The following is a 2,941-nucleotide window of genomic DNA, read 5'->3' on the forward strand; positions in this document are numbered from 1 at the left end:
CCGCCGCCACGCCGGCCCAGGCCGGGCGCGAGGGTGCGGGAACCCGCACGCTGTCGAGCAACCGCCAGACCGCCTCGCTCTCGGCCAGGGCGCCGGCGCAGGCGGGGCACAGATCGCAATGCGCGCGTACCGCAGCGCGCCCGGCTTCGCCGAGCCGGCCGTCGAGATAGGCGGGGATCAGATCGTTCACGTGCTTCATCGGTCATCTCCCATCCCGGGTACGAGCGTCTTGCGCAATCCCTCCAGCGCCCTGATCAGCAGGGACTCGACCGCGCCCTCGGTGGTCGCCATCGTCGCGGCGATCTCCTGCTGGCTCATCCCGTGGTACTTGCGCAGGACCAGGGCCTGCCTCTGCCGCGCTGGCAACCTGGCCAGGGCTTCGCGGACCCGGCGGCCGGTCTCGTCCTCGCTCACCAGTTCGTCCGGTCCGGGAGTCGCGGACGGCCGCTCGTGCAGGTCCGGATCGTAGCGTATCCAGCCGACGATCCTGCGGCGCCGCGCCCAGCTCCGCGCCAGGTTGCCCGAGATCCTGAACAGCCAGCTCTGGAAACGGCCCTCCGGCCGGTACCCGGAGGCGTTGGCGTGGATCTTGACGAAGGTGTCCTGGGTCAAGTCCTCCGCCTCTTCGCGCGAGCCGGTCATGCGCCAGAGGAAGGCCTGAACCGGCCTTTCCCATCGCTCGACGAGGAGACGGAAAGCCGCCTCCTCGCCCGCCGCGACCCGCGTCATCAGCTCGTCGTCGTGCACCTGTGACCACACCTCTGGCAAGCGTCATGCCGACGGCAGCCCTCTAGCCCCGTCCGCGGCCCGCGCCGCCGGACGTGCGCCCCCTCGGCCCGGATCCGTCACAGTCTCCCGGATGACCGGAGCCAGGACCGTGCGGCGCTCCCAGGCCGGGACCGTGGCCGCGGCCGCCGCGTCCCCTGCCCCCGGCGCCCCGCATGGCGATCAGCCGGTCGCGCTGTTCGTCGGTCAGCTGGGCACGGACCTCGAGACGGGTTTGCAGGCGTCGGACCTGCTGCTCGGTCCGCAGTTCGCCGATCCTGCGCACCAGCTTCTCCGCCCCGTCGGAATCGGGCTCGTCCTGCAGCATCAGGCCCTCGAGTTCGTTCTGCAGGCGGATGATCTGCTTGCGGGTCTCGAGACCGGCCTCGCGGCCCTTCTCGCGGATCCCGTCGATGGCCTCTTGCTGCGCCCCGGTCAGGTCGAGCCTGTCGCAGAGGCGTCCCGGCAGGGGGCCAGGCCCGTCCGCCAAGCACCGATCGGCGGCGCCGCGGGCACCGGGCTGCGCGAAGGCGAGGGAAGCGGTGGCCAGCAACAGGGCCATGGCAAGGAGTGTGATGCAACGTGTCTTCATGAGCTCGTCTCCTGGTGGAAGTGAATGCCGTGTTCGCGATTCACACCCCTCAACGCGTCCCGCCGCGGTTTCCTGTGCCGACCTCGACAGAAATAATCAATCTTCCAGCAGGGCCTCGATCCGCTCCAGGTTGGTCCGCAGACGCGCGTCGTCCGGAATGCGCTGCAGACCCTCGCGGAAGACCGCGCGCGCCTCCTCGAATCGTCCCTGGCGGGCGAGGGTGATGCCCAGGTCGAGGGGACCGCGCGGATCGCCGGGAGCGGCGCGCACGAGGTCCCCCGCAACTTTTTCGGCCTCGTCGATTCGCCCCGCCGCCATCAGGGCCACGACCAAGTTGTGCATCGTGTCGGCGTCGCCGGGACGGTCGCGCAGCCGTTCCTCCAGCAACGGCAGGGCCTCCCCCGCGCGCCCCGCCTCCAGGAGCAGCGCGATCAGGTCGCGCCGCACGTCGTCGGCGGGATCGGCGTGCGCGAGACCGGCGCGCAGGGCGTCCACCGCGTCATCGATCCGATCGGTTTTCCTGCGCAGGCGTGCCAGGGCTCGATACGGCTCCGGGTGTTCCGGGTCGACCGCGGACGCTTCCGCGTAGAGCGTCGCCGCCCTGTCGAGGGACGACGGCACCGCGGCGGCCAGAAGTTCCCAGCGAACGCCTTCATTGAGCAGGCCGGCGGCCTCGAGTCTCGACGAGGCGTCGCCGAGTCCCCAGGGCAGGACTGCCAACACGGCCGCGACGATCGCGACGACGCCGACCAGGCGCCGCCGGCCGCGGCGCGACGACAGATCGGCCGCGGCCGCGGCGCCGAGCAGCGCCAGGACGGGAACGAGTACGAGACGGTAGCGCGTCACCACGAAGAAGACGCTCTGGGCGGCGACCAGGAGCAACAGGGCCGCGGCCCAGGGCCGCAGGCGGGCGTCCCGGAAGCCGACCAGGAGCAGACCCAGCAGGCCGCCCGCGGCCAGCATCCCGTAGGGCACCGCCAGTAGCCTCAACAGGGGCGCTTCCCTGGCCCACGAGCCCAGCTGCGAGACCTGGGAGAACTCGACGGCGACCAGGTGCAGCCGGACCTTCCGGAGCCACAAGCCCAGGGCGCGCGCGGGATCCGAGGCGATGCTCCGCCAGGCCATCCGCGCCCAGGCCCGGTCCGCCGCGGCGGCGCCTGGCACGGCGATCCGGAGCTTCTCGGTCAGCAGCCGTGCGCCGGAGGGATCCTCGCGCATGTCGAAGCCGCGCAGGGACAGGAAGAAGCCGTTGGCCGCGGGACCGTTGCCGATGTACAGGTTGACGCCTCCGTTGAGGCTCGGTCCGACCGGACGTCCGGACCGGAGCGAGTTGAAGAGAACCGCAGGCAGCAGCAGCAACGCGACCGCCAGGACCGCCGGCGCCGCCCGTCGCCACGGCCCGACCGACGGCCTCTGCTCGCCCTCGCCGCGCACGAGGGATAGGATCGAATGACTTGTTTTTGGTTTCAGCCGACTGCTGATCGCTGACCGCTGAAAGCTCCATGCGTAAATTGGTTGTTTCCGGATGGACACTATTCAGCGGACTGCTGACCAATTTCCTGTTCCACACTGAGGTTATGCAAA

4 protein-coding genes are annotated in these 2,941 nt (G+C 70.7%); all 4 read right to left on the bottom strand.

Annotated elements, in window-relative coordinates; all coding sequences use genetic code 11:
* A partial coding sequence (locus KJ554_07985) for a zf-HC2 domain-containing protein (GenBank protein ID MBU0742268.1) occupies window positions 1-199 on the bottom strand: 199 nt, incomplete at its 3' end.
* On the bottom strand, window positions 196-747 hold the full coding sequence (locus tag KJ554_07990) for a sigma-70 family RNA polymerase sigma factor (GenBank protein MBU0742269.1): 552 nt from the start codon (window positions 745-747) through the stop codon (window positions 196-198). The genes KJ554_07990 and KJ554_07985, both read right to left, overlap by 4 nt.
* Window positions 748-790: 43 nt before the next feature.
* Window positions 791-1,357 (bottom strand): Spy/CpxP family protein refolding chaperone, encoded by a 567-nt coding sequence (locus tag KJ554_07995; GenBank protein ID MBU0742270.1) that lies wholly within the window; start codon window positions 1,355-1,357, stop codon window positions 791-793.
* 96 nt (window positions 1,358-1,453) lie between these two features.
* The gene (locus tag KJ554_08000) at window positions 1,454-2,791 is read right to left on the bottom strand and encodes a tetratricopeptide repeat protein (GenBank protein MBU0742271.1); all 1,338 of its coding nucleotides are present in this window, start codon (window positions 2,789-2,791) and stop codon (window positions 1,454-1,456) included.
* Window positions 2,792-2,941 lie beyond the last annotated feature (150 nt).

This window comes from bacterium, from assembly GCA_018814885.1.
In the GTDB taxonomy this organism is placed as follows: domain Bacteria; phylum Krumholzibacteriota; class Krumholzibacteriia; order LZORAL124-64-63; family LZORAL124-64-63; genus JAHIYU01.

Coding starts and splice junctions, on each gene's coding strand:
- KJ554_07995 (MBU0742270.1), bottom strand. CDS start 1,357: ATGAAGACACGTTGCATCACACTCCTTGCCATGGCCCTGTTGCTGGCC.